Source organism: Mariprofundus aestuarium (assembly GCF_002795805.1).
Lineage (GTDB): Bacteria > Pseudomonadota > Zetaproteobacteria > Mariprofundales > Mariprofundaceae > Mariprofundus > Mariprofundus aestuarium.
The window spans coordinates 815,955-837,867 of sequence record NZ_CP018799.1; the positions used below are offsets into that span (position 1 = coordinate 815,955).

Annotated in this window: 22 protein-coding genes; 21 read left to right on the top strand and 1 reads right to left on the bottom strand. The window is 50.8% G+C overall.

Annotated elements, in window-relative coordinates; translation table 11 throughout:
• Positions 1 to 138 precede the first annotated feature (138 nt).
• The 11 genes from Ga0123461_RS04090 (at position 139) to Ga0123461_RS04140 (ending at position 11,905) form a co-directional block, all read left to right on the top strand.
• Positions 139 to 1,443 (top strand): ATP-binding protein, encoded by a 1,305-nt coding sequence (locus tag Ga0123461_RS04090; protein ID WP_232710355.1) that lies wholly within the window; start codon positions 139 to 141, stop codon positions 1,441 to 1,443.
• Between the two features lie 2 nt (positions 1,444 to 1,445).
• Entirely contained in the window at positions 1,446 to 1,991 is a 546-nt protein-coding gene (locus Ga0123461_RS04095; RefSeq protein WP_100277160.1) for a response regulator transcription factor, read from the top strand.
• A 268-nt stretch (positions 1,992 to 2,259) separates the two neighbouring features.
• Positions 2,260 to 4,491 carry a TonB-dependent receptor plug domain-containing protein gene (locus Ga0123461_RS04100; RefSeq protein WP_100277161.1) on the top strand — a complete coding sequence of 744 codons (2,232 nt, stop codon included), beginning with the start codon at positions 2,260 to 2,262 and terminating at the stop codon, positions 4,489 to 4,491.
• A gap of 239 nt (positions 4,492 to 4,730) precedes the next feature.
• Entirely contained in the window at positions 4,731 to 5,360 is a 630-nt protein-coding gene (locus Ga0123461_RS04105; RefSeq protein ID WP_100277162.1) for a MotA/TolQ/ExbB proton channel family protein, read from the top strand.
• A complete protein-coding gene (locus Ga0123461_RS04110; protein WP_100277163.1) occupies positions 5,350 to 5,760 on the top strand; it encodes an ExbD/TolR family protein in 411 nt (136 codons plus the stop codon). The genes Ga0123461_RS04105 and Ga0123461_RS04110 overlap by 11 nt, the downstream gene beginning before the upstream one ends.
• A 16-nt stretch (positions 5,761 to 5,776) precedes the next feature.
• The gene (locus Ga0123461_RS04115) at positions 5,777 to 6,448 is read left to right on the top strand and encodes an energy transducer TonB (RefSeq protein WP_157819217.1); all 672 of its coding nucleotides are present in this window, start codon (positions 5,777 to 5,779) and stop codon (positions 6,446 to 6,448) included.
• A 203-nt stretch (positions 6,449 to 6,651) separates the two neighbouring features.
• On the top strand, positions 6,652 to 8,874 hold the full coding sequence (locus tag Ga0123461_RS04120) for a TonB-dependent receptor (protein WP_100277165.1): 2,223 nt from the start codon (positions 6,652 to 6,654) through the stop codon (positions 8,872 to 8,874).
• 25 nt (positions 8,875 to 8,899) lie between these two features.
• Positions 8,900 to 9,436 carry a Spy/CpxP family protein refolding chaperone gene (locus Ga0123461_RS04125; RefSeq protein WP_100277166.1) on the top strand — a complete coding sequence of 179 codons (537 nt, stop codon included), beginning with the start codon at positions 8,900 to 8,902 and terminating at the stop codon, positions 9,434 to 9,436.
• Positions 9,433 to 10,230, top strand: coding sequence for a hypothetical protein (locus tag Ga0123461_RS04130; protein ID WP_100277167.1), 798 nt, complete (start codon positions 9,433 to 9,435; stop codon positions 10,228 to 10,230). The genes Ga0123461_RS04125 and Ga0123461_RS04130 overlap by 4 nt, the downstream gene beginning before the upstream one ends.
• Positions 10,230 to 11,261 carry a 4Fe-4S binding protein gene (locus Ga0123461_RS04135; RefSeq protein WP_100277168.1) on the top strand — a complete coding sequence of 344 codons (1,032 nt, stop codon included), beginning with the start codon at positions 10,230 to 10,232 and terminating at the stop codon, positions 11,259 to 11,261. The genes Ga0123461_RS04130 and Ga0123461_RS04135 overlap by 1 nt, the downstream gene beginning before the upstream one ends.
• The gene (locus Ga0123461_RS04140; protein WP_100277169.1) at positions 11,261 to 11,905 is read left to right on the top strand and encodes an urease accessory protein UreH domain-containing protein; all 645 of its coding nucleotides are present in this window, start codon (positions 11,261 to 11,263) and stop codon (positions 11,903 to 11,905) included. The genes Ga0123461_RS04135 and Ga0123461_RS04140 overlap by 1 nt, the downstream gene beginning before the upstream one ends.
• A 72-nt stretch (positions 11,906 to 11,977) precedes the next feature.
• Here Ga0123461_RS04140 and Ga0123461_RS04145 read toward each other — a convergent pair whose 3' ends face one another.
• A complete protein-coding gene (locus Ga0123461_RS04145; RefSeq protein ID WP_100277170.1) occupies positions 11,978 to 13,633 on the bottom strand; it encodes a tetratricopeptide repeat-containing sulfotransferase family protein in 1,656 nt (551 codons plus the stop codon).
• 101 nt (positions 13,634 to 13,734) lie between these two features.
• Here Ga0123461_RS04145 and Ga0123461_RS04150 point away from each other — a divergent pair, with 101 nt between their 5' ends.
• From Ga0123461_RS04150 to Ga0123461_RS04195, 10 genes are all read left to right on the top strand, one after another.
• Entirely contained in the window at positions 13,735 to 14,307 is a 573-nt protein-coding gene (locus Ga0123461_RS04150; protein WP_100277171.1) for a LexA family protein, read from the top strand.
• Positions 14,308 to 14,391: 84 nt separating this feature from the next.
• Entirely contained in the window at positions 14,392 to 15,627 is a 1,236-nt protein-coding gene (locus Ga0123461_RS04155) for a DNA polymerase Y family protein (RefSeq protein ID WP_232710356.1), read from the top strand.
• A gap of 163 nt (positions 15,628 to 15,790) precedes the next feature.
• Positions 15,791 to 16,324, top strand: coding sequence for a hypothetical protein (locus tag Ga0123461_RS04160; protein WP_100277172.1), 534 nt, complete (start codon positions 15,791 to 15,793; stop codon positions 16,322 to 16,324).
• 121 nt (positions 16,325 to 16,445) lie between these two features.
• Positions 16,446 to 17,060 (top strand): pentapeptide repeat-containing protein, encoded by a 615-nt coding sequence (locus Ga0123461_RS04165; protein WP_198507119.1) that lies wholly within the window; start codon positions 16,446 to 16,448, stop codon positions 17,058 to 17,060.
• Positions 17,061 to 17,407: 347 nt separating this feature from the next.
• Positions 17,408 to 18,187, top strand: coding sequence for a 30S ribosomal protein S2 (rpsB, locus tag Ga0123461_RS04170; protein ID WP_100277174.1), 780 nt, complete (start codon positions 17,408 to 17,410; stop codon positions 18,185 to 18,187).
• Positions 18,188 to 18,214: 27 nt separating this feature from the next.
• The gene (gene tsf, locus Ga0123461_RS04175) at positions 18,215 to 19,084 is read left to right on the top strand and encodes a translation elongation factor Ts (protein WP_100277175.1); all 870 of its coding nucleotides are present in this window, start codon (positions 18,215 to 18,217) and stop codon (positions 19,082 to 19,084) included.
• Between the two features lie 7 nt (positions 19,085 to 19,091).
• Positions 19,092 to 19,835 carry a UMP kinase gene (gene pyrH / locus Ga0123461_RS04180; RefSeq protein ID WP_100277176.1) on the top strand — a complete coding sequence of 248 codons (744 nt, stop codon included), beginning with the start codon at positions 19,092 to 19,094 and terminating at the stop codon, positions 19,833 to 19,835.
• 2 nt (positions 19,836 to 19,837) lie between these two features.
• Positions 19,838 to 20,383 carry a ribosome recycling factor gene (frr, locus tag Ga0123461_RS04185; protein WP_100277177.1) on the top strand — a complete coding sequence of 182 codons (546 nt, stop codon included), beginning with the start codon at positions 19,838 to 19,840 and terminating at the stop codon, positions 20,381 to 20,383.
• Positions 20,383 to 21,135, top strand: coding sequence for a polyprenyl diphosphate synthase (uppS, locus tag Ga0123461_RS04190; protein ID WP_100277178.1), 753 nt, complete (start codon positions 20,383 to 20,385; stop codon positions 21,133 to 21,135). Before frr ends, uppS begins: the two co-directional genes overlap by 1 nt.
• Complete coding sequence (locus Ga0123461_RS04195; protein WP_100277179.1) at positions 21,132 to 21,911, top strand: phosphatidate cytidylyltransferase; 780 nt, start codon at positions 21,132 to 21,134, stop codon at positions 21,909 to 21,911. The genes uppS and Ga0123461_RS04195 overlap by 4 nt, the downstream gene beginning before the upstream one ends.
• The last annotated feature ends 2 nt before the right edge of the window (positions 21,912 to 21,913 follow it).

The following is a 21,913-nucleotide window of genomic DNA, read 5'->3' on the forward strand; positions in this document are numbered from 1 at the left end:
TTTTTGCGCGACAATTTGTCACACTCCGATATTTTGCAATTCATATAACTTTCGCGGCCAAAATAACAGAGAGAACCGGCTTGTTTGATCACCTTTAAGGCCCTAGCTTAAGTTCTCATGCGAATCGAAGAGGGAACGATGTTTATTCAAGGCTCCGTTGAGGAGATGGTGGGCACCTATAACCTGAAACGGTTATTCGTGTTCAGAAGTGCCGTAATCGCAAGCGAACTGGCGGCGGTTGGTCTGGCTGTTTATGGGATGGCTGTAGAGCTGCCTCTCCACTATATGCTTTCAGTGATTGCACTCTATTCGCTGTTTAACGCTTACGTCTGGTTGCGGTTGCGTAAAACTCCAACGGTTAGCGCCAATGAATTTTTCCTGCATCTGGTTGTGGATGTACTGGCCCTGGCCGCACTCCTCTATTTTGCCGGTGGCTCCAGCAACCCCTTTGTCTCGCTATTTCTGCTGCCGCTGGTGATTGTGGCGGCCACACTGCCCAAACGTTATGTCTGGGGTATGGCAGCCGTCACGCTTGGCTGCTACAGCCTGCTGATGCTGATCAATGTGCCACTGACCCAGGAGATGGCCGGTCATGGTCATGGTGGTCATGCCGGTCACACAGCAGCAACGAGTAATTTCAGTCTGCATGTGCTGGGTATGTGGTTCAGTTTTTTGCTTGCAGTGGGTCTGATTCTCTTTTTCGTGGTCTCGATGGCTGAGGCGTTGCGTCAGCGCGATCAGAAGCTGGCTGAGGCACGTGAGAAAAATCTGCGCGATGAGCACATGGTCTCTCTCGGCACATTGGCCGCAGGTGCTGCACATGAACTGGGTACACCGCTGGCGACCATGGCCGTGCTGACCAAAGAGATGGAGCAGGAGTATCGGGAGCAACCCGAATTGCTGGAAAACATCATCATTCTGCGTTCACAGGTGGATCGCTGTAAGGCCACGCTGGGGCAGATCAGTGCCAGTGCCGGACAGATGAAGGCTGAGAGTGGCCATAGTGAAGATGTGAAGAGCTGCCTGAACCACTGCATATCGCGCTGGCAGGAACTGCATCCGGCAACCTCGATAGCGGTCGCCCTGAAAGGGTTTGAACCGGCCCCGACCATTGTTGTGGATGAGACCCTGAACCAGGCAGTGATCAACGTGTTAAATAATGCTGCCGATGCTTCACCGGATAGCATTGAGCTTAGTGCTGACTGGTCTGCCGCAGAGCTCAATCTTGGTATTCGCGATTTTGGAGAAGGATTAAGTCCTGCTGCGCTGCAGGCTCTGGGTAAACCGTTTTTCACCACCAAAAAGGATGGTCATGGTCTTGGCTTCTATCTGGCCAGTGAGGTGGTGCGCCGACTTGGTGGTGAGATGAATATCAGTAATCACGCTAAAGGCGGGGCACTTGTAAAGATTCGTCTGCCTCTGCAGAGATTGAAAACGGAGTAGCTATGGAAGCAAACAGAGATCTGCCGAACCTGCTGCTGGTTGATGATGATGAGCTCTTCTGCCGCATCCTCTCCTCTGCGCTGAAGAAACGCGGATTTACCGTACAGGTGTCGCACAATGTGGCCGATTCGATCGAGTTGATTGGTGATGCTGCGCCTGAATATGCCGTGGTCGATCTGAGCATGCCGGGTGATTCCGGTCTGGTGCTGGTCGAGAAGCTGCATCAGTTGGATGAACATACGCGCATCGTTGTGCTTACCGGTTATGCCTCCATTGCCACAGCGGTAGAGGCGATCAAGCTTGGTGCCACGCATTACCTCGCCAAACCCGCCGATGCTGATGAAGTGGTAGCAGCACTGGGACGTGAATCCGGTGATACCGCTGCCCAGATAACAGGTCAGCCGATGTCGACCAGACGGCTGGAGTGGGAACATATCCAGAAGATACTGATGGAGTGCGACGGTAATATCTCCGAAACTGCCCGGCGACTTGGTATGCACCGACGAACCCTGCAACGAAAACTAGCCAAGCGCCCATCCAAAGCCTAACTGATCTCAGGTGCAGGAAAATCCCACATTTCGGACTTTTGTTTTAATGCATGTTTATCCAAGTTCTTTATACCGTTCCAGTACTCCACCTCCTTATTCTAGATTAAGTGTTGCGTCGATCAGTTGAGATCGCCTCCATAGGCGGCGGGTATTCAGAGCGTTTGTAAGGGTGCGACAATTTGTCCCATCTTAAAATTTTCTCCCGTCAGTATGTTTCGCCCCGCTTACGTTTGCGATATGCCTTTCGAATAGCAGGGGGAGATTCATCATGATTCACACACATTACCGGCAGGTTTTCCTAGCCGCTCTGATTGCTACATGTACTTATGGTGTTGCTTTGGCCGAAGATGCTGCGGGTCCGGTGATTGATGTCACAGGCTCGGCCTTAACCGATACCCAGGCACCGCATTGCGACATCGTTAGTCAGCAAGAGCTGAAGTCCATGGCACCAGCGACCAGCGACAGTGCCAGCCTATTGCAAAATACCCCGGGGCTTAACCTTCAGGGCGGCGGTGGAGTTTCCAGTTTGCCGGTGCTTCACGGTCTTGCTGATGATCGGCTGCGCATCAAAGTTGATGGCATGGATCTGGTGTCCGCCTGTGCCAACCATATGAACCCACCACTCTCTTACATCGACCCGAGCAATGTAGGAAGTGCAGCGGTTTTTGCCGGCATTTCACCTGTGAGTGTGGGGGGAGACAGTATCGGTGGAACAATTTTGGTCGAATCTGAAAGTCCTGAATTTGCCAAGCCCGGTGAAGGCTCGCTCATAAAGGGTCAAATCGGCACATTTTATCGTAGCAACGGCAATGTCCTGGGAGGCAATGTCTCCGCAACGGCTGCTACCGAAACAGCCAGCATTAGATATAACGGCTCCACTGTGAAGGCAAGTAAAAATTACAAGGCTGGTGGCGACTTCAAAGCGGCGGGTCTTGCAGCGGTTGATCGAGGATGGTTGGCTGCCGATGAGGTTGGCTCGAGCAGGTATGAATCGACCAACCATGCTCTTGCCATCGGTGTATTGAAGAGCAATCACTTGATCGATCTGAAACTCGGTCTTCAGGACATCCCTAATCAGGGCTGGACAAATCAACGTATGGATATGACCGGCAACAAAAGTACACAGGCCAATCTGGGCGTAACCAGTGAATTTGATTGGGGGAACCTTGAATCGCGCGTCTACTTTGAAAATACCCGCCACTCCATGCAGTTCGGTGAAGACAAACAGTATCAATACGGGACTGTAATGATGCCTGTAAACGGCATGCCGATGGATACAGAGGGCAAAAATATAGGCGCTTCGCTGAAGGCAAATGTTGCCCTCTCGTCAGCTGATCAATTGCGGGTCGGTGCGGAGTATCAGCAGTACCGACTGGATGACTGGTGGAACCCTTCCGGTGGAATGATGATGGCACCGAATGTCTTCTTGAATATCAATGGAGGTAAGCGAGATCGCATGGCCGTTTATGGCGAATGGGAGTCACAGATTTCTTCCTCGTTGCTGACCCAGTTGGGGCTGCGATTTGAGCGCGTTGACATGAACACAGACGTTGTTCAGGGATATAATACGATGATGGCCTTCCAGGGTGCAGAAGCCGCTGCTTTTAATGCCGCAAACCGCAAGAAGGTCGACAACAATGTTGATGCAACGGCACTGGCACGTTTCACCCCTGATGAAAATAAAACCATTGAGTTCGGTTACGGCATGAAGACCCGCTCTCCGAACCTGTATGAACGCTACACATGGTCCACCGCCGGTATGATGATGCGCATGGTTAACCTGGCCGGTGATGGCAACGGTTATGTTGGTAATCTGAATCTGAATCCTGAAACATCCCATACCATCAGTGCCACGGTTGATCTTCATGATGCAGACGAAAGAAAGTGGGGCTTTAAGATGACCCCATACTACACCTACGTTAATGACTACGTTGATGCAGCGCGTTGTAGCTCTGCCAATATGAACTGCGGTATGATGAACCAGACAGCAACGAATGCTTTTGTCTACCTGCAGTTCGTTAACCAGAAGGCCGAAATGTACGGTGTTGATGTTTCCGGAGATTTTATCGTTAGCGAAGGCAGTTACGGAAGTGTCACTGCCAAGGGCCTGATGAACTACGTTCGTGGTAAGAACAAGACAACCGGTGACAACCTCTACAACATCATGCCAATGAATGGCCATGTGGCGCTTGAGCACAACCTCGGTGGCTGGACCGGCACTGTTGATGTGGAGATGGTGGCCGCCAAGAAAAAAGTCTCTCAGACCAGAAACGAGATGACGACTGCCGGCTACGCTCTGGTGAACCTGCATGGTGCCTACAAATGGAATCAGGTTCGCTTTGATTTAGGTGTCAGCAATCTGCTTGACCGCTTCTATAACCATCCGCTAGGTGGTGCTTACCTCGGCCAAGGGATGACGATGGGTACAGCTGTGCCTTGGGGTGTTCCGGTTCCAGGTATGGGCCGTTCGATTTATGTTGGTATGACAGTCAACCTGTAAGTAGTAGGTACCCTTGATGCTCCATCATGTGCACAGTGATGTCATGATGGAGTGTCGAGGTTTATCCGATGGTAATTTTTTTATCTGTTTAAGCTGATTGCCATTGAGTTTTACCGTAATGAGGCTCGGCCATCGTTACCCAGCACAACAACTAAACCTGACTGCGACAATTTGACACGCCATATGCCAATCCTAGTTGATATAAGCTTCGCTCCGGATTCTTGCTGAAGGGAGTTGTTATGGAAATTGCTTCGCTGATTGATAAAGGTGGCCCGGTCATGTGGGTGCTGCTGGGTTACTCTGTTGTGGCCGTGGCGATTGTCATGGAGCGACTGGTTCAACTGAACCTGTTGCCCAAAGTCAGTGGGGATATTGACTCTCTTTATCACGCAGAAGGCAAGCGTATCGCGCCTGAAGCGGCAATCGCTATCGGTGTTCGAGAGGCCGCAGAAGAGGGCGTGAAGGATCTGGTGAGAGTGGCATCGCGCATTGGCTCCGATCAACTGGCTCGTATGGAGTCCGGTCTGCGCACGTTGGCATGGCTGGGCAACACTGCTCCGCTACTGGGGCTGTTTGGCACCATCACCGGCATGATCAAGGCTTTTCAGGTTATTGAAGCAGCAGGTGGGAAGGTGGATGCCACAGTGCTGGCTGGTGGAATCTGGGAAGCGATGGTAACTACCGGAGCGGGATTGGCTGTTGCCATTCCTGTGCTTTTTCTACTGCATTTTCTGGAGGGACTGGTGGATAAGCGCGCCAAGTCCATGCAGCGGGTTGCATCGTTGGTGATCGAGAACTTGCCTCACACACCGGATAATAATCTCGCAGACCAGGTTAATCACAGGGACTCTCTGGCTCATGCAATTTGAGGGAACACGCAGGAGCGGTCAGGCCCCGAACCTGACACCTCTGATCGATATTGTTTTTCTGCTGCTGGTCTTCTTTATGCTCACCGCCCATTTCGTGAAGGATCAGGGGCTTCCGATTGAGCTGCCTGAAGCAGAAAGCGCGCTATCACTTGAAGATCAGGCACCGCTTGAAATCAAACTGGCTGGCACAGGCCAGATCATGGTCGCGGATCAGCAGGTCGGTATTGAGGCTCTACAGGAGTACTTGCGACCGCTGCTTGCCGAAAGGCTAGAGAAGCGCGTAATTATTCGTGGGGACAGAGATGCCGGTTTTGGTGACTCGGTAAAGGTGATTGATGCAGCACGCCTGGCCGGTGCAGCCGGTGTCGATATTGTCACTGAGCAGCCGGATCGGGATTAAGATGAATCATGCGGTCATGACCTCTTCCAGCAGAGCTGTTCGCTACGGCGCAATCGGCCTCTCACTGCTGCTGCACGGGGCTCTGTTTGCCAGTTTTGGCGGCGCACCGGCAGGGGTGGTGCAGCCACTGAACCCGTCGATTACACGTCTGAGTTTCCTGACTCCGGCTGTTGAGTCTGTTGTTACACCGGAAGTTGTTCCCGAGACCAAACCAGAGAAGAAGATTGTGAAAGCGACACCGGAGCCGGTGAAGCAAGTAGTGAAAAAAAAGGTTCGTAAAAAGGTTGCTGAACCGGTGCAAGAGGTGGTTCAGCAGCAGGTCAGTGAACCGGTAGCAGTTGCACAGCCAATGGCTGTCGCTGCGGTAGCAACACCTCAAATTGATGAGGGACTGATCAAGCGCGAAACCCAACGCTATCTCTCCGAGGTAATGGCGCATATCGAGCAGCATAAATGGTATCCGAAAGCAGCTCGCAGGCGTGGAATCGAGGGTGAAGTGCATATCAGTTTCAAGCTACTTCCAGATGGTTCAACGCATCAACTGGTGGTTGAAGATGGTCCAACTATGCTGGTTGCAGCAGCTAGAAAAGCTGTAGAGAAGTCGATGCCGATGCCTACACCCCCTGCAATGATCGATTGTCCGCTCGAGTGTGAGTTTCGCATGCGTTTTAACCTGAAGTCATCCTGATTTACAATCAGTCTGCCCATGCTTTTTTGTCCCCGTCATAGTAAGTAAAATCGTTAAATAAGAGTGCGACAATCTGCCGCGCGACAATTTGCCTAATTCCTACATTTTTCCTGCCACATAACCTTCGCTCGGATTTTTGGAAAGGGGGGGAGTCATGAAGACTTCTTCGCTGATTTTTATTTTACATAAGCAAGGGAGAAGTGATGAACCTGAAAACAAGAAGTCAGGTGGCGGGAGCAGCGTCGTTACTGACTATGTTGTTGATGCCATGCATAGCCGGAGCAGCAGACATGGGATTAATGAGCGTGGATTCCACTACCATTGATGATCGTTTTGAGTCTAAGCGTGGTGAGCCATCCAATATATCGGTGATATCCGGTGATAAGGTGGAGAAGGCGCATGCAGAGAACATCAAGCAGATCCTTGATGCGATTCCGGGTGTTACCGCGGAACTGCAGAGCCAGGATTCGCTCAAGATTCATATCCGTGGTGTGGAGAATCAGCGTTTCATGGGCGAGAAGCCTGGCGTAGCTGTGGTAATTGACGGTGTGCCTGTGTTTGAACGCACGGGACGTGTTAATATCAATATGGATGACATCGCGTCGATCAAGGTGATCAAGGGTGGAGCCTCCTATCTCTTCGGTGACGATGCGCTGGCAGGTGCCGTGATTATCACGACCAAGCGTGGCGCGAAAATGGCCGGTGGAAGTGTCTCTGCCGAGGCTGGTAGCTTTGGATATAAGCGCGGTATGGCACGGGCAGGTTTTGCTGCCGATAAGGTGTCAGGTCATGTGCAGGTCAGTCGTCGCGATGCAGACAGCTACTATTTCCAGGGGAAATACAAGGCGGATTATCTCAACGGTAAACTGCAGGGGTACCTCTCCGATACGAGTGATCTCACCTTTGGCTGGGAGGTGGCCAAGCGCTTCAAGGACAGCCACGGCACGGTTACCGGTGTAACTCAGGCAGCCGTTGATCCGACCAGCGTTGACGGCCGCGATTTTGCCCGTAACTACAATGTTGATTTGGGTAAATTTTATCTCACCTATGCCAACGATATCTCCGAAACAAGCAACCTAATGTTCAATGCCTACCAGTTCGGTGACCACACCAAATACTGGAGCAGCCCAGTTCGCTACGACCTTGCCTTTCAGCCGGTGATAGACGTCAATGCCTATGCCAACGATAACGACTACAAGCAGATCCAGCGTGGTATCAAGAGCGAGTGGCGCGGCAGTAGTGAAAGTTTCGGGTTGATGGGAGGTGTCGATCTGCGCGACAACAGCTACAATAACAGGGTGACAATCCTGCAGGACCACCGCACTAGTCCGAGTCCATTTAGTCCAGTTATGACAGCTGGTACGGTGATCACCCATGACAAGACTAGGGAGCGCATGGCTGCCGGCTATGGCGAGCTGAAATTTCGCCTTGCAGATCCACTCACAGTTACAATGAACGGACGCTATGACCAGATTAAGCTGAGCTACGAGGATTACCTGCCTGGTGCTGCAGCACCGAACCTGTCAAAGAAATTTAATGTCGGATCATGGCGTGGTGGTCTGAATTACGATTTTAGTGATTCAGTTTCACTCTACTCCAACGTATCGACAGGATTTCGTGCGCCGACGATCCAGCAGCTCTTTGCGGGTACGATATCATTGACCGGTAACGTGGCTGCCAACCCGAATCTCACGCCTGAACAGGCCACCAACTACGAAATTGGCCTGCGCGGACGTGCAGATATTGGAGCAGGTGACGTTGAGTGGGATATTGCCTTTTTCCAGATTGACCGGAAGGACTTTATCCTCAATGTGGCTGGCCAGTATGCTACGCCAAACGCTGGTGTGATAGATCAGTACCAGAACATCGGAGGCATGCGCAATCGTGGTATTGAAGTGGCTCTGAAGAGTGATCAGGAGCAGCTCTTTTCAATGGATGTGGCCTACACCTTCCTCGATGCGAAATTCACCCGCTACGACAACTACAACCTGCTGCTGGGTAACCGCTTTAGTCCGGCTCCGGGAGCCAATACCAGAGTTGCTTATAACAACAGTGGCAACGTGGTGCCACGTGCACCGAAGCACAAAGTCTTTGTGGCGGCACGCATTAAGCCGTTCAAAGGCTTTACCCTTGCCACTGAGATGAATGCGCAGGCCAGCTACTATGCTGACGAGATCAACCAGGAGAAGATCGGAGGCCATGCGATATTCGACCTGATCGCCAACTATGATTTTGCAACCGGCAGCAAAAACCAGGTGAAGTGGTCACTGTTTGGTCGAGTTGATAATGCATTTGACCGCACCTACTACAACACCGCGAGAGGCTATTACGATAGTAATGGCGACTTCGCCTACAACGCTGAGGATCTCTCCATCGTGGTTAATCCGGGCCGTCGCTGGACTGCCGGTGTTACGGCAACCTTTTAATCATTCAAAATCGAGGGAGATATAGATGAAAAAACAACTGAAACATCTGATGGTTGCAGCAGCTGCTGTGATGCTTTTTTCAGCTCAGGCACTGGCTTGCGGTGGCAAGCAGTGTGCATCCGAAAGCTGTGACTTTAAGGGCGCAAAAGCAGAAAACTGTGCGAAAGGTTATGCCAAAGGATCGGGTTATAAGAAGTCAGCCCACCATAAAATCCCGGGCAACAGCCCTGCCTATATTCGCAAGATTCTCAAGAAAGCCGATGCCATTGGTTTGACGGATAAGCAGCGCAAGCAGGTGGGGGAGCTGCTGGTTGCAGCAGAGACAGGTGCTGCCAAGGCGCATGCTGAGGCTCAGATCGAAGTGGCTGAATTTCGCGGTAAACTGCATGGCGGCAGTTTGAATGATAGCGATATCAAAGCTTATGCCAAACGCATGGGTGAGCTGCGTGCCGCCAAATACGAAGCCAACCTGATGGCCTCGGTCAAAGCTTCACGCCTGCTGAACGATGAGCAGAAGTCCAAGCTCTATGCAGGCAAAAAAACAATGGGTGCTAACAAGTGAAGATCAAAGCATTGATGGGGGCCACGCTTGTCGTGGTCCTCTTCAGTTTTAACGCTCAGGCAGCTATGTACTGGTCACCGGCTCCTATGAAACATGGGCACAGTGGACATGATCGCCATGCAGGAAAGCCCTTCTTGTTACATGCTGGCGAGGGTGCAGAGGCTCAACTGATGAGCCCGAGCAAGGCGGTTAAACCATTAACGCTGGAGTATGGCAGGGTCAGTGTGAAAGCGATGGGCACAGGCAATTATCATGCACTGGTAGCTAAGCGTAGTGTGGATGATCTGCATGAGTCAGCTGTTCGTTATATCTACATGCATGGTAAACCATCAGGTGTATCACCATCACTATTGATAGGGCACGAGAAGTCGGCATTGGAGATAGAGCCTGCACCATTGGCACGAGAGCATTGGCGTTATTATTCCAACACTAATGCACAGTTCATCGTTCGTTTTCAGGGGCAGCCGCTTGCTGGCGCTAAACTGAGCATGTTAACCGGTAATGGCAGTAGCGCTGAATTCACAACAGATGCCGAAGGTCTGGTGGTTATCCCTCTGCCTGAGGACTTTGTGTATGAGAAGCCCGGCCGCATGGCTAATCCAGCATCTGAATTTGTATTAACAGCTGAGCATAGCGTTGGTAGCCAGAAATACATTACCACCTTTTCATATAGCTATCACATTAACCCTGAGCACTGGCAGTCCACTGAGCTTGGACTGGCTGTGATTGGTGGCGGTATGTTGATCGGTGGTTTTGTTACCTTGAGAAAGCGTCGTCGCAGGGAGAAAAAGTAATGCCTTTCTGGAAAAATTTATCGGTCATCCGCAAATTTGTACAGCTCCTAGCCTTTCTGTTTCTTGTATATGGTTCGGTTTTTGTAGGCTTCTACTCTGCCGACAAGTTATCAGGTGCATTTCCGGTTCTCTCCTGTGCTTATGATGCTAAAACAGCTGACTACTGTGTCCTGATTCCACTACAGCACCAGATAGGTCATGGCTTGGGCCCGGCGATTGCCGCTGGAAAGTTCACACTCAGCTTGCTTCTACCTATTCTGACAACACTGGGAACCTTTCTTCTTCTTTTTATATTGTTGAATAAGGCTTTCTGTGGTTGGCTCTGTCCACTGGGCTTCTTCCAGGAAGTCTTGGGTATGATCGGTCAGAAACTGCGGTTGAATCGCACCGAATCAATGGATCCAAAATTGGTAGATCGCATAAGGCCTGCCAAATGGCTGATGCTGGGTTTACTCGTCATTCTCCTTCCACTTGCTTCAGGCATGGGTTTTGTTGGTCATGAACTGGGTGATCCATTCTGCCAAATCTGTCCGAGCCGGATATTAACATCACTTTTTGCAGGCCAGCTCAATCAGCTCTATATCGACACCTCATCAACGGGTTATATGATTCTTTCCATTATTGCCGATCTGTTGTTTGGTTTGATTCTGGTGCTATCACTGACTATGCGTCAGCCCTTCTGTCGTATCTGCCCATTGCTGGCGATGCATGCACTGTTTAAGAAGGTTGGTCTGGTTAAGCTTGTGAAGAACTATACAAGTCGCTGTGATAAGTGCGGTCTTTGCGCCAAAGCCTGCCCAATGGATATTCGTGAGATTCATACATCCAAAGAGAAGGATATCCTCTTCTCAGACTGCACCCTCTGTGGACGTTGTGTGGAGTTCTGCCCGGATAAGGGTGTGATGGCACTGAAGTATGCGGTCATTCCAATTAAGGTTTCTGATCCGCAATATTTCAAAGAGCGCAACAAAGCACAGAAGAAGTGGGAGGGTAAACAGAAACCATCCCGCCGTGTCAAAAAGGAGTCGTAGTGGAGTTTCTACTCTCCGCTATGCTGACAACATTCATCATCGGCCTCTCATTTGGGGCCGGTGCATGTATGTTTACCTGTATCCCGACACTCGGTGTGATGCTGCTGGCTCAGGATATCGGTGCCAAAGAGACCTCATTGCAGACACTGCGTTTTAATCTCGGCCGTATGGCGGCCTATGCACTGCTTGCTGCTGTTTCAGGATTGGTTGGTGCTTCACTAGTGGGGCTGCTCGATATGAGTCACGCTAATCTGATCTTTGCTGCCATGTTGCTCTTCTCTGCTGTTTTGCTGTGGCGAAAGGGAAAGGTGGCAGGCTGCTCCTCTTCAGGGCAGACAAAGAGGCTCAGGGCAGGACTGTTCGGAATGGGTTTTGCGATGGGACTTCGTCCATGTGCACCGTTGGCTGGTGTGATGGCTGCAGCTGCCACGACGGGCTCGGGAGCTTATGGACTGCTGCTAGGTCTCTCCTTTGGTGCCGGTGCCATTGTCATCCCCCAGCTTGTCTTCGGTTATGGTCTGGGAAAAGCAGGTGGTGAAATACGCTCGCAACTTAGAGGCAGGCAGCAGCAGTTGGCCAGAATCGGCGCTTCAGTACTGGCCTTTGTTGGCATTAGCGTTGGTATGGGGTGGCTGTCGCTTTAATTCCACACCAACTGAGTCTGACTCCATTGGTTCGGCAACCTAACCTAATCTGGGGGCACAACTTGAACCTAGTCAATAACCTTCCAGTTTACTGATCATTGGTTCCAGCTGTTTTTCGAATTTTTGCCATACATTAGAACTGCCCTGATACATCTTTTTTCTGACCTGTTCATTAGAGGCTGTTGCAACGGCGCGACCGGAAAGGTGGAAGTCCATGCACTGCTCTTCCCAATCCAGACCGCAGTAGTCGAGCAGTTTACGTGTCTCATCTTCCTGAGCCTCGGTCAGAGTCTCGTAATTGATGTGATGGATGCGACCAGGGAAACGCTGTTCCCAGAAATCCATTAGACCCACATAGAGCTTGTAATACTCACTTACGTCATTGAGATCACAGGAGAAGCTGAGAGCGTCGCCACCAAAGAAGTGCTTGTAAGCGGACCAGCAGGTGGCTATCGCATCACGCTTGATATGGACGATGCGAGCTTCCGGCATGGCTTGCAGGATAAAGCCGATCCACCTGAAATTGATGGTGGTCTTGTCGATAATATAGCGCTCACTGACATTCAGGCTTTCCATCCAGGAGAGGTAGTGGTCGCGCAGGTTCTGTAACTGACCTGAGTCGACTCCGTATTCGTTCCAGTTAATGCTATTGATGCCGTGGTCCAGGGTGGCGACCTCGCCGGCGCCATAGACTTTGGAATGACTGGAGAGGATCTGCTCTACCAGTGTGGTACCTGAGCGTGGCATGCCGAGAATAAATAGCGGTGTGGATGCGTTATCCGTTTCGGGGCTCAGCTGTTGCGGCCTGCTCATCGAGAAGGCTGATTTGATCTGTCTGAACAGATCGCGGTCTTCGTCGAGTGAGTAGCCGGAGAGTACTTTGCGTAGCTGGTTTCCCTCCTTTAGATAGTCGAAGGATTGATCGATATTGCTCAGGTCTTCCTCAGCTTTAGCCAGACCAAAACAGAGGTGCATGCGTTGCGAATCTGTTAGTTCCTCGCATTCGTACAATTTGTTCATCTCGGCATATAAAAAAGCATCGCCCGATGCAAACGATACCAACTCTGCAAGTTGACGATGCGCCTCGGTGCTGTGGGGGCTGAGTTCGATCGTGCGGCTGAAGCTGGCGATGGCATCCTGTTTTCGACCGGTATCCAGCAGTGCACCGCCCAGATTATTATGGGCCTCAGCATAGTCGGGGTTCAAGGTGATGGCGGAATTGAGATTTGCAATGGCCTCCTCATAGCGGCCCAGTTCGATCAGTGCGCAGCCGAGGTTGTTGTAGGCTTTGATATAGTCGGATTTTATTTCAAGGGCTATGGTGAAGCTGTCTGCCGCCTCCTCATGTCGCTGAAGCTTGAGCAGGAATGCGCCCAGATTGTTGTAGCCTTCAGCAAAATCAGGGGAGATCAGCACCGCCTGACGGTAGCTATTCAGGGCCGCTTCATCTTCGCCAAGATTGGCTAGCGCATTACCCTGATTGAGGAATGCTTTAGCATAGTCGGGTTGGATTTGGATAGCACGTTCAGCGCAGTCCACCGCAGCGTGATAATCGCCGATAGTGTTGTAGGCAACAGAAAGGATGTTGTGAATCTGTGCGGTTTTCGGAAACTGTCTGGCCAGTTCGCTACCTTTTTTGATCAACTCATTCAGCTCTCCGTGGGCAAACAGCTGGGTTAGTTGTTGAATTTGTTCAGGGGATGGTTGTTTGAGTTTTGAGAAAAACATGGGGTAACTATAGCACTGGTTTTGATGGTGAGACTAGTGGCTATGTGTGGCATGAAATAAAAATAGTTGCAGGGTGTACGAGCGTACACCATACTGCGTGCATGGTGAATAAAGACCCTTTCTATCTCGGACGACTACAGGATTATTATGCGCTGCACAGGCTGATTCCCTCTTATGCGGAGATCGCCGCAATGGTGGGTGTGAGCAAGCAGGGGGCAGTGAAGTTTATCGACCGTATGATCTTTGCCGGTTACATCAATAAGGCTCCCGGTGGTCGCCTCTCTCCTGCCAATATGTTTTTCGCCCGCCCGCATGTCGGATGCGCACCTGCCGGTTTTGCCAGTCCGGCAACAGAGATTTTAGGTGATGCGATCACCATTGATGACTATCTGGTCGAACATCCATCGCAGACCGTGCTGGTTGAAGTCAGTGGTGAATCGATGATCAATGCCGGTATTCATGATGGCGATTTCCTGATTGTCGAGCGCAACACCAACCCGAATCTTGGCAAAATTGTTGTGGCCATTGTCGATGGTGATTTTACGATCAAATACCTGCGTTCGGGCAAGGAGGGGATGTACCTCGAACCTGCCAATGCCGACTTTCCGAATATCTATCCTGAAATGTCGCTCGATATCTATGGTGAGGTCGTCGGTCAGTTTCGTAAATTCTAACTAACTGTTCAGTTCGCAACTGACTTGTTCTCGAATAAATCAGCGGCAATCTGAACAGTTTCTTTCCATAAGGTTTAATCGTAAATGAAAATGGTGACCAACTGGCCCAACGCTATTGCACATATCGACTGCGATGCCTTTTACGCTTCCTGTGAGGCGGCGCGCAGGCCTGACTTGAAGGGAAGGCCGATCTGCGTGCTCTCCAGTCAGAATGCCATTGTCGTGGCGAAATCCTACGATGCCAAGGCACTTGGAATCACCACAGGTATGCCGGTGTGGGAGGCAAAAAAACTTGCTCCGCAGGCGGAGTTCCTCGCTGCTGATTTCCGTTATTATGGGCAGCTCTCGCATAAGCTGTTCTCCATTCTCAGGCGCTACAGTCCCGATATCGAGGTCTACTCGATTGATGAGGGGTTCATCGATATGAATGGTATCCGAACCCTGTGGCGCAAGCCGTTTCGCCAGCTTGCTGATGAGATCCGCCAGAGCGTTGAGCGTGAAGTAGGCATTACCGTTTCGGTTGGTATCAGTGTGACGCGTATACTGGCCAAGATGGCTTCGGAATCGAATAAGCCCAATGGAAGTACGGTGATTCCGGGCAAACGGATCGAACGATTTCTGGCTGATATTGCAGTCTCTGATATTCCGGGTATCGGCAGGAACCGTGCCGCTCTGCTGCATAAATTTAACATTCACACTGCGCTGCAGTTTATCCATATTGAAGAGAGTTTGATGCAGCGGCTTTTGGGCAGACATGGCTTGATTCTCAAGCAGGAGTTATCAGGAATCGCTGTGATGGGGTTGGAGGTCAATCCGCCACTACCGAAAAGCATTGCCCGTACTGCATCGATGGGAGAGGTGACGAAGTCTCGTCAGCTTGTGACCGCACATCTGAGTTATCACACTATGCGGCTGGTATCGGAACTGGTGGCGAAACAGCTGTTTACCCGCCGCATCCATGTTTTCCTGACCCTTTCTACGTTTGAAAAGCGTGGTGCCGATATCCGCCTTGATCTTCCGAGCAGCAGTTTGAGGCGGATTGCGGCAGCAGTGAAAGAGGGGTTTATAACGCTGTTCAGGGTAGACGAGAGCTACCGAGGCTGTGGCATCGTGGCGACCCATATCAGCCGCGCAGCCTCGGCTACGCCCGATCTCTTCGGGTTATCAAAGGAGGATAGCCGTCAGACCGAGTTGATGCTGACGGTCAACCGTATCAATAAACGTTACGGTGACTGCACAGTCTCTCTTGCCACTATCCAGACGGTAAAAGAGAAGAAACGCAGGGTTCGATTCTGCTATCCTTTATTTATTGCCTCTTGAGCAATCGTTCGACATTCAGAGCTGTGTTCTGCATCCATGTATATCCACTGTGTCATTTTAAGTGCCCATATAAGCCGACAGATAGATGGCTCGGCCTAAATAACTGAAAGATGCTATAATGAAAAAAATAGTTCTCCGAAACAGGGCTTACAGGAGGTCTCCTATGCATAAATTATTGTTTGTTTCCCTCTCTGCGCTACTGATGCTTGGCGTGAATTCCACTGTAATCGATCTGGCGCATGCCGGCATAACATCGGTTACACACAAAGTTGTGCGCAGCGACGGCTCTAAGGCCACGAAGGATGACAAGCACGAGTTCAACGGCGGAAGCAGTAATTTCTTTGAGCGCATCAACGAACCCAGCACCATGCTTGGGTGGGTGGAAAATGTGACGGAATCTGAGACCTACCAGGAGGCTTGGATTCGCCTCTATCTCGACTGGCCGGTTACAGTCAGGTCCATTGTTCTGCACAAGGCGAGCACCGGCTCCAAGAAGATCGGCGACGGCTGGGTCAAGCTTGAGGTGCAGACACTGAAGGGCAAATGGGTTGCTGTATTTGATCGCCAAGGAGCGGATGTGAAGAGTCCTGTGACGATCAGTAAGGAGCTGAGCGGTATTGGTCCCGTCAAGGGCGCACGGATCATGTTCCGGGCACCGACGATGATGACGGTCGGGCCGATCGACCTGAACTTCTAAGCTCTGCTTTATACGATTCTCAGCAAAGCTGGCGATGCCAGCTATCTGTTCGGCAAAGATTATCACTTGCGCTTTGGCGAACGCGTTTTACCATAACAGCCCGTTAACTCAGGAGGGGATTATGAGCGTTGCAGACGTGGTTGTGCAGATCAAAGAGGGGAAAATCCAGGCGGAAGCCAGCTTAACCGGTCTCAATTTTTCTAATCAGGATCTCTCCGGTGCCGATCTTTCCGGCGCTAACCTGCACGGTTGCAAGTTCAATGGGGCTACGCTGCATAATGTGAATTTCACTGGCGCCGATCTCGGGCATTGTAATTTTAGTGGTTCCGACATGAGCGGCTCTGACATCACCGGTGCAAATCTGGATGGTGCTGAGATGATTAATGTGAAGCAGGTTGGGGTCCGTATTGATCGCGATCGACTGATCGCCCGTGTCCGCAGTGGCTGGACGCTGGATGGTGTCGATCTTTCAGGTATGAATCTGGCAGGTGAGGATCTCCGTAACGCCAAGATCACCTACGCCAATATGCAGGGGTGTGATCTCGAAGGAGCAGATTTGCGTGGTGCTGTGCTCTATGAGACAGACCTCTCCTATGCAAACCTTAATGATGCAGACCTGCGCGGTGCGAGCCTGAAGCGGGCCAACCTGACAAAGGCCAGCCGAACGGGTGCAAAGATCAATATACGGGCGCTGAAAAAGGCCTTTATTGCGGGTAAAACTGCGTATCTGGATTAACTGGAAACATACCTTCAAAATATAATTGGGCGACGAGTGGTTCCTGAAGCCAAGAGGCTGCAGGGGTAGGGCGCCATTTCAATCTTTTTAAGCTATTGAAAGGGTAATGTTTGCAATTCTGCAGGTAGATCTGCTATTTGAGAATTGACTTGGCTTAAGAGGCTTAGGGCTAAGCGTAAGCAACAGAAGTCAATGACCATCTGGAAAAGCTGAAAGTGTGCTTGCTATTTCATGCTCTTTTCGCTAGAAACCGCGCCCGCTCGGAAGAGCAAATTCGCACACCGACCCAACTATTGTGCCCGCAAGGGTGAGGGACGGTGGAAGAAAATAACAATTGGAGAACTTAAATGTCTCAGTTTACTATGAAGCAACTGCTTGAAGCAGGCGTTCACTTTGGCCATCAGACCCGCCGTTGGAATCCAAAAATGGCACCGTATATTTTCGGTCAGCGTAATGGCATCCACATTATTGATCTGCAGAAAACTCTGCGTCTGGCCAACGAGGCCTACTCCTTCATGAACGCACTGGCAGCAGCCGGTGGCCGCGTACTGTTTGTCGGTACCAAGCGTCAGGCTCGTGATGCTGTGAAAGAAGAGTCACTGCGTGCTGGTCAGTTCTTTGTGAATCACCGCTGGCTGGGTGGTACGCTGACCAACTTCGCAACCGTTCAGCAGTCTGTTCGCAAGATGAAAGATCTGCAGCGTCAGAAGGAAGAGGGCGTGTTTGAGCTGTTGACCAAGAAAGAGGCCCTGGGACTGCAGCGTTCACTGGACAAGCTGGAGCGCTCACTCGGTGGTATCAAGGATATGGTTGAGCTGCCTGACTGCCTGTTTGTGGTTGATGTTCGTAAGGAAGAGCTGGCTGTGAAAGAAGCACAGAAGCTGGGTATCCCTGTTGTTGCTGTGGTAGATACCAACTGTAATCCGACCGGTATCGACTATGTTGTTCCGGGTAACGATGATGCAATCCGTGCTGTGCGCCTGTTCTGCAGCAAGATTGCCGATGCACTTCTTGAAGGTGCCGAGTCATGGCAGCTGGAAAACGCAGAAGATGGTGATGATGTTGTTGAGGCGATGGCTGTTGCTGCTGAAACAACTGCGGATGACGCAGCTGCGGCACAAGCATAATTAACTAAAAGATACGGAGATTATAGAATGGCTATTACCGCTGCAGATGTAAAAAAACTGCGTGATTTGAGCGGCGCAGGTATGATGGACTGCAAGAAAGCATTGACCGAAACCGATGGTGACATTGATGCTGCAGTTGATTTTCTGCGCAAGAAAGGTTTGGGCGCTGCCTCTAAAAAAGCTGGTCGTGTTGCTGCCGAAGGTATTGTGGTGTCGATTTCTGAAGGCAACGTAGGTGTTGTTCTGGAAGTAAATGCTGAGACTGACTTTGTAAGCAAAAACGATCAGTTTGTTGGTTTTGTGAGTGCTGTTGCCAAGCTGATTCTCGATAATAACCCGGCAGACCTAGATGCTTTGAAAGCTGCTGAGTATGATGGTGAGCACACTGTTGAGCAGGCGCTGTCGCAGCTGATTGCAACCATTGGTGAAAACATGAGTATTCGCCGCTTTGAGCGTGTCGAAGTCGACGGCATTGCTGCTGCGTATGTTCACGGTATCGGTAAGATTGGTGTGCTTCTGGGAATTGAGGGCGATGTTGATGCCGCTCTTGCTCGCGGTGTTGCGATGCATGTTGCAGCTGCCAATCCGCAGTTTATCTCCCGTGATGATGTCGATGCAGAGACTGTTGAACGTGAGCGTGCGGTACTGAGCGAACGCGCTATTGCCAGTGGTAAGCCTGAAGCGATTGTTGATAAGATCGTTGCCGGTCAGCTGAATAAGTTCTATTCAGACATCTGCCTGCTTGAGCAGGATTTCGTTATGGATACCGACCAGAAGGTTGGCAAGGCGCTAGGTGATGCCAAGGTTGTATCCATGGCACGCTTTGCACTTGGTGAAGGCATCGAGAAGAAAGAAGAAGACTTCGCTGCAGAAGTGGCTGCACAGATTCAAGGATAATTGATTGATGAGTGATACAAGTCGCGAAAGCATTAAGCATCACCCCTATAAACGGGTGATGCTTAAGCTTTCCGGCGAAGTATTGATGGGAAGTACGGCATTCGGCGTCGACCCTGACACCATCAACAGGTTGGCCAGAGAGATTATAGACGTTCAGAAGACCGGCGTTGAGCTTGCTATCGTGATCGGTGGCGGCAATATCTTTCGTGGCATGAGCGGTACGGCATCCGGTATGGATCGTGCCAGTGCTGACTACATGGGCATGCTGGCTACAGTGATGAACTCCATTGCCCTGCAGGATGCTATTGAGCGTAACGGCGCTACCGTGCGTGTTATCTCTGCGCTGCATATCCGTGAAATTGCCGAACCTTATATTCGCCGTCGTGCTGTTCGTCATCTTGAGAAAGGGCGAGTTCTTATCTTTGCTGCAGGTACGGGAAATCCATATTTCACCACTGATACGGCGGCCAGTCTTCGTGCTATGGAGATTCAGGCTGATGCAGTGCTCAAGGGTACTAAAGTGGATGGGGTTTACACATCCGATCCGGCTAAAGATCCTGATGCCAAACGTTACGATACACTTACATTTACTGAAGCATTGAACAAACGCCTTGGCGTAATGGATGCGACTGCCATGTCACTTTGTCGCGACAATCAAATGCCGATTGTAGTGTTTGATGTGACAAAGTCAGGTCAAATGCTGAAAGCTGTCTCCGGTGAGCCTGTAGGCACACTGGTTCAGGAGGGGTGAGCATGTTCAAAGATCTCGAAAGCAAAATGCAGAAATCGATTGTTGCGCTTAAGTCCGAGCTAGCAACAATTCGTACAGGGCGTGCTAATGCTTCTCTGCTCGATCATGTAAGGGTCTCCTATTATGGCTCTGAAGTACCGATGAGTCAGGTGGGTAACCTTTCTGTGCCTGAGCCGCGGATGCTGATGATCTCACCGTGGGATAAATCCCAGATCGCAGTCATTGAGAAGGCGATTCTGAAGTCCGATCTGGGGCTTACACCATCAAGTGATGGTGAAGTAGTTCGTATCATGTTACCTGAGTTGACTGAAGACCGTCGCAGGGATCTGGTGAAACAGGTGAAGACAGTTGGTGAGAAGGCGAAGGTTTCCGTTCGCAGCATTCGTCGTGCTGCCAATGATGATGTTAAACATCAGGTCAAGGATGAGGGACTGCCTGAAGACGAAAGTAAACGTCTGCAGGACCGGGTTCAGAAGATTACCGACAAATATATCGCAGAAGTTGATGAGATTATCGAGCACAAAGAAACTGAAATTCTGACTGTCTGATGTCTACATTCAAGCCGGTGACTAAGCCTGGGATTCCATACCATGTCGGCGTTGTCATGGACGGCAATGGTCGCTGGGCTAAATCCCATGGAAAGCCGCGCCTTGAAGGTCACCAGAAGGGTGCAGAGGTTGCCCGCAATATTGTGAAGTGGGCAAAAGAGCTGGGTGTTCGCCAGATCTCCCTTTATGCCTTTTCAACTGAAAACTGGAGTCGTCCAAAGCTGGAAGTACGCGGCCTTATGAGCCTCTTGGCAATGATGCTTCCGAGAAGTATTCCCGATATGATGGAGAATGGTGTTCGCTTTCTGGTGCTGGGGGATATTACACCTTTTCCAAAACGCGCTCGGAAAGCTGTTGAGAAAGCCTGCTCTGAGACAAAAAATAACACAGAGATAGACCTGATTCTTTGTCTTAACTATGGCGGTCAGCAGGAAGTTGTTGCCGGTGTTAAAGAGACAATAAAATGGCTTGCTACTCAGGTTGATGCTGAAAAAGCATTGGCCGAATTAACACCTGAAATATTCCGTTCGATGCTGTGGCGCCATGATCTGGCTCCGGTCGATCTTCTGATTCGCACTGGCGGAGAGCGCCGGATTTCAAACTTTCATCTCTGGGATGCAGCGTACGCTGAGCTCTACTTCTCAGATGTATTCTGGCCCGATTTCAGTAAACAGGATTTGCAGGCTGCGCTGGATGATTATGCTGTTCGTGAGCGGCGCTATGGTAAGACCAGCGAGCAGGTGACCCAATGAGTGAGTTGAGTAAACGTGTGGTTACGGCGCTTGTGCTGGTGGTGCTGGTGTGGGGCTGGTATTTCAATCTTCCTTCGCCATGGTTTGAAACAGTACTGGCTTTGATCGGTTGGGGTGCTACCTGTGAACTGATCCTGATGATGAAGCTGCGCTCTTCCTCAGTGTATATGGTCTCATCTCTGGTTGTATGGGTCGTTTTTCTGAAATCACCTCAAATCGCATGGCTGCTTCTGGCCTCTCTATTCTGGTTTGCAACATTTGTTACGGTATCTCGAAACCGGGAGGTTTCATTCGGTCACTTCTTTGCCTTTATCTGGCTTTTTTCATGGATCTACCTCTTTGCTCTGGCCATTTCCAATACGCATGACTCTGCAATCGGACAAGGGCTGGTGATCGGCGCCTGCCTTGCTGTCTGGGTGTCAGATAGTGCGGCATATTTTGTTGGTCGCGCGATTGGTAAGCGCAAACTGTGCCCTGCAATCAGTCCTGGAAAATCGATTGAGGGGCTTGTGGGCGGGTTGGTTTTTGCTGTTCCCGTTGCACTGATATGCTGGCTGACATGGGACGTATTGCCATTTGCTCTGGCTGGACTGCTTGCCATTGTTACTGTGCTTGCTGGCGTGCTTGGCGATCTCTCTGAGTCGGCTGTTAAGCGGCTGGCTGGAGTCAAGGATAGTGGACGATGGCTTCCGGGGCATGGAGGCATTCTTGATCGTATTGATGCAATTATCATGGCTGTGCCAGTTGCATGGTTGCTCTGGGGGGTGATGGCGTGAAG